General features: G+C 50.3%; 2 tRNA genes and 2 rRNA genes. All 4 read left to right on the forward strand.

The features are described from left to right. Positions 1–129 precede the first annotated feature (129 nt). The 4 genes from AAYQ19_RS21995 (at position 130) to AAYQ19_RS22010 (ending at position 5,023) form a co-directional block, all read left to right on the forward strand. Positions 130–1,643: ribosomal RNA gene (locus AAYQ19_RS21995) — 16S ribosomal RNA — on the forward strand. Between the two features lie 126 nt (positions 1,644–1,769). Beyond that, positions 1,770–1,843, forward strand: a tRNA-Ile gene (locus AAYQ19_RS22000). An 88-nt stretch (positions 1,844–1,931) separates the two neighbouring features. Then, positions 1,932–2,005, forward strand: a tRNA-Ala gene (locus AAYQ19_RS22005). Between the two features lie 136 nt (positions 2,006–2,141). Continuing rightward, positions 2,142–5,023 (forward strand): 23S ribosomal RNA (locus AAYQ19_RS22010). Together the 16S and 23S rRNA genes with 2 tRNA genes alongside form the textbook arrangement of a ribosomal RNA operon. The last annotated feature ends 44 nt before the right edge of the window (positions 5,024–5,067 follow it).

Genomic DNA, 5,067 nt, shown 5'->3' on the forward strand with positions numbered 1-5,067 from the left:
ACGTTCGTAGACATATTGAATTGACAGCCGTTTCGGGAGCGATCCCGGAACAAACAGAATAAGAGTAGTGGAATCGAGAGATTCGAAAAGAACCGATAGGTATTCGTCGAAAATATGATATTAAAATATACGATGAAGAGTTTGATCCTGGCTCAGGATGAACGCTAGCGGCAGGCTTAACACATGCAAGTCGAGGGGTAGGGGCTTTCGGGCCTTGAGACCGGCGCACGGGTGCGTAACGCGTATGCAATCTGCCTTTCACAGAGGGATAGCCCAGAGAAATTTGGATTAATACCTCATAGCATTGGAGAGGGGCATCCTTTTCCAATTAAAGTCACAACGGTGAAAGATGAGCATGCGTCCCATTAGCTAGTTGGCAAGGTAACGGCTTACCAAGGCGACGATGGGTAGGGGTCCTGAGAGGGAGATCCCCCACACTGGTACTGAGACACGGACCAGACTCCTACGGGAGGCAGCAGTGAGGAATATTGGTCAATGGGCGCAAGCCTGAACCAGCCATGCCGCGTGCAGGATGACGGTCCTATGGATTGTAAACTGCTTTTGTACGGGAAGAAACACTCCCTCGTGAGGGAGCTTGACGGTACCGTAAGAATAAGGATCGGCTAACTCCGTGCCAGCAGCCGCGGTAATACGGAGGATCCAAGCGTTATCCGGAATCATTGGGTTTAAAGGGTCTGTAGGCGGTCTTGTAAGTCAGTGGTGAAAGCCCATCGCTCAACGGTGGAACGGCCATTGATACTGCAGGACTTGAATTATTGGGAAGCAACTAGAATATGTAGTGTAGCGGTGAAATGCTTAGAGATTACATGGAATACCAATTGCGAAGGCAGGTTGCTACCAATGGATTGACGCTGATGGACGAAAGCGTGGGTAGCGAACAGGATTAGATACCCTGGTAGTCCACGCCGTAAACGATGGATACTAGCTGTTGGGGGCGACCTCAGTGGCTAAGCGAAAGTGATAAGTATCCCACCTGGGGAGTACGGGCGCAAGCCTGAAACTCAAAGGAATTGACGGGGGCCCGCACAAGCGGTGGAGCATGTGGTTTAATTCGATGATACGCGAGGAACCTTACCAAGGCTTAAATGCAGACTGACCGTTTTGGAAACAGGACTTTCGCAAGACAGTCTACAAGGTGCTGCATGGTTGTCGTCAGCTCGTGCCGTGAGGTGTCAGGTTAAGTCCTATAACGAGCGCAACCCCTGTTGTTAGTTGCCAGCGAGTAATGTCGGGAACTCTAGCAAGACTGCCAGTGCAAACTGCGAGGAAGGTGGGGATGACGTCAAATCATCACGGCCCTTACGCCTTGGGCTACACACGTGCTACAATGGCCGGTACAGAGAGCAGCCACCCCGCGAGGGGGAGCGAATCTACAAAGCCGGTCACAGTTCGGATCGGAGTCTGCAACTCGACTCCGTGAAGCTGGAATCGCTAGTAATCGGATATCAGCCATGATCCGGTGAATACGTTCCCGGGCCTTGTACACACCGCCCGTCAAGCCATGGAAGCTGGGGGTGCCTGAAGTCGGTGACCGCAAGGAGCTGCCTAGGGTAAAACTGGTAACTAGGGCTAAGTCGTAACAAGGTAGCCGTACCGGAAGGTGCGGCTGGAACACCTCCTTTCTAGAGCCTGGGTGTTGGCTTCAGGGCACGCTCAGGAAATACGATGAAATCTATGGGTCTGGATTTCGAAATTGCATTACTCTTGCTGTCGATTTAAAAAAAATGATAAAGAATTAAGAAAAACAGAGTCTCGTAGCTCAGCTGGTTAGAGTACTACACTGATAATGTAGGGGTCGGCAGTTCGAGTCTGCCCGGGACTACTAAAAAACTTGATTAAAAGGAAATTCTGGAGTTGGGTCCTTATGAATAGAAATTCATAATTCATAATTCACAATTCATAATTAGATTGGGGGATTAGCTCAGCTGGCTAGAGCGCCTGCCTTGCACGCAGGAGGTCAACGGTTCGACTCCGTTATTCTCCACAAAAGCGGAAGCTTTAAAGTTCATTGACATATTGAGATAAGAAAACACAAAAAGTAGAAAGCGTTTTTTGTTGGTACAGCAATGTAGGTAACAAAAAACAAAAAAAAACGGATCATATTAAGTTATGATCTGGTACAATAAGCAAAACAAGGGCGCATGGGGAATGCCTAGGCTCTCAGAGGCGAAGAAGGACGTGATAAGCTGCGAAAAGCTGCGGGGACGGGCACACACCGATCGATCCGCAGGTATCCGAATGGGGCAACCCACTATATTGAAGATATAGTACACCGATAGGTGGGCAAACCCGCTGAACTGAAACATCTAAGTAGGCGGAGGAGAAGAAAACAAAAGTGATTCCGTAAGTAGTGGCGAGCGAACGCGGATTAGCCCAAACCGGCATTGTTACGGCATTGCCGGGGTTGTAGGACCGCGATATTTCATGCGCAAGGAACCGGAAGCTTCTGGAAAGGAGCGCCATAGAGGGTGACAGCCCCGTATGGGCAACGAGCGTAATGGATAGCGGCATCCTGAGTAGGGCGGGGCACGTGAAACCCTGTCTGAATTCGGCGGGACCATCCGCTAAGGCTAAATACTCCTGAGAGACCGATAGTGAACCAGTACCGTGAGGGAAAGGTGAAAAGAACCGTGAATAACGGAGTGAAATAGATCCTGAAACCATGCGCCTACAAGCGGTCGGAGCCCTTTAGTGGGGTGACGGCGTGCCTTTTGCATAATGAGCCTACGAGTTAACGTTGCCGGCAAGGATAAGTGGTTAAGCCATGGATCCGCAGCGAAAGCGAGTCTGAATAGGGCGCTTTAGTCGGCAGTGTTAGACGCGAAACCGTGTGATCTACCCATGGGCAGGTTGAAGCTGTGGTAACACACAGTGGAGGACCGAACCGGTTGACGTTGAAAAGTCTTCGGATGACCTGTGGGTAGGGGTGAAAGGCCAATCAAACTCGGAAATAGCTCGTACTCCCCGAAATGCATTTAGGTGCAGCGCTGAGAATAGTTATATAGAGGTAGAGCTACTGATTGGATGCGGGGGCTTCACCGCCTACCAATTCCTGACAAACTCCGAATGCTATATAATGTTTTCCAGCAGTGAGGGCTTGGGTGCTAAGGTCCAAGTCCGAGAGGGAAAGAACCCAGACCATCAGCTAAGGTCCCCAAATATATGCTAAGTTGAAAGAACGAGGTTTGTCTGCCCAGACAGCTAGGATGTTGGCTTGGAAGCAGCCATTCATTTAAAGAGTGCGTAACAGCTCACTAGTCGAGCGGACGAGCATGGATAATAATCGGGCATAAGCATATTACCGAAGCTATGGATTTGCATGTATTTGCAAGTGGTAGGGGAGCATTCCGACAGGGCAGAAGGTATCTCGTAAGGGGTGCTGGACCGGTCGGAAAAGAAAATGTAGGCATAAGTAACGATAATGCGGGCGAGAAACCCGCACACCGAAAAACTAAGGTTTCCACAGCTATGCTAATCAGCTGTGGGTTAGTCTGGTCCTAAGGCGAACCCGAAAGGGGCAGTCGATGGCCGACGGGTTAATATTCCCGTACTACTGTATGCTGTGATGGGGTGACGGAGTGATGAAAGCGCCGCGGACTGACGGAATAGTTCGTTGAAGTACCTAGCTATAGGCTCTCTAGGCAAATCCGGAGAGCTTGGTGAAATACGATAGTACTCGGAGTCTTCGGACAAAGAGATAGCGCGCCTAAGGGCTTCCAAGAAAAACCTCTAAACTTCAGGCATACAGTACCAGTACCGCAAACCGACACAGGTAGTTGAGGAGAGAATCCTAAGGTGCTCGAGAGATTCATGGCTAAGGAATTAGGCAAAATAGACCTGTAACTTCGGGAGAAAGGTCGCCCCCAGCAATGGGGGCCGCAGTGAAGAGGTCCAGGCGACTGTTTATCAAAAACACAGGGCTCTGCAAAATCGCAAGATGAAGTATAGGGCCTGACACCTGCCCGGTGCTGGAAGGTTAAGAGGAGATGTTATCTTCGGAGAAGCATTGAATTGAAGCCCCAGTAAACGGCGGCCGTAACTATAACGGTCCTAAGGTAGCGAAATTCCTTGTCGGGTAAGTTCCGACCTGCACGAATGGTGTAACGATCTGGACACTGTCTCAGCCATGAGCTCGGTGAAATTGTAGTAACGGTGAAGATGCCGTTTACCCGCAGTGGGACGAAAAGACCCTGTGCACCTTTACTATAGCTTAGTATTGACCTTGGATAAATGATGTGTAGGATAGGTTGGAGACTTTGAAGCGGCGTCGCCAGGCGTTGTGGAGTCATTGTTGAAATACAACCCTTTGTTTATCTGAGGCCTAACCCCGCGCTGCGGGGGACATTGCTTGGTGGGTAGTTTGACTGGGGTGGTCGCCTCCAAAAGAGTAACGGAGGCTTCTAAAGGTTCCCTCAGCACGCTTGGTAACCGTGCGCAGAGTGCAATGGCATAAGGGAGCTTGACTGAGAGACATACAGGTCGATCAGGTACGAAAGTAGAGCATAGTGATCCGGTGGTTCCGCATGGAAGGGCCATCGCTCAAAGGATAAAAGGTACGCCGGGGATAACAGGCTGATCTCCCCCAAGAGCTCATATCGACGGGGGGGTTTGGCACCTCGATGTCGGCTCGTCACATCCTGGGGCTGGAGAAGGTCCCAAGGGTTGGGCTGTTCGCCCATTAAAGTGGCACGCGAGCTGGGTTCAGAACGTCGTGAGACAGTTCGGTCTCTATCTACTGCGGGCGTTAGAAATTTGAGTGGATCTGATTCTAGTACGAGAGGACCGAATTGGACCAACCTCTAGTGTATCTGTTGTCCCGCCAGGGGCACCGCAGAGTAGCTACGTTGGGAAGGGATAAGCGCTGAAAGCATATAAGCGCGAAACCCACCACAAGATGAGATTTCTTTTAAGGATCGTGGAAGATGACCACGTTGATAGGCTACAGATGTAAAGGCAGCAATGTCACAGTCGAGTAGTACTAATAATCCGTAAGCTTATGTACATCCCTTTTCCTCCCGAGCAATCGGGAGGAGAGAACTTTCTATA

It is taken from the genome of Flavobacterium mesophilum, from assembly GCF_039581405.1.
GTDB lineage: Bacteria > Bacteroidota > Bacteroidia > Flavobacteriales > Flavobacteriaceae > Flavobacterium.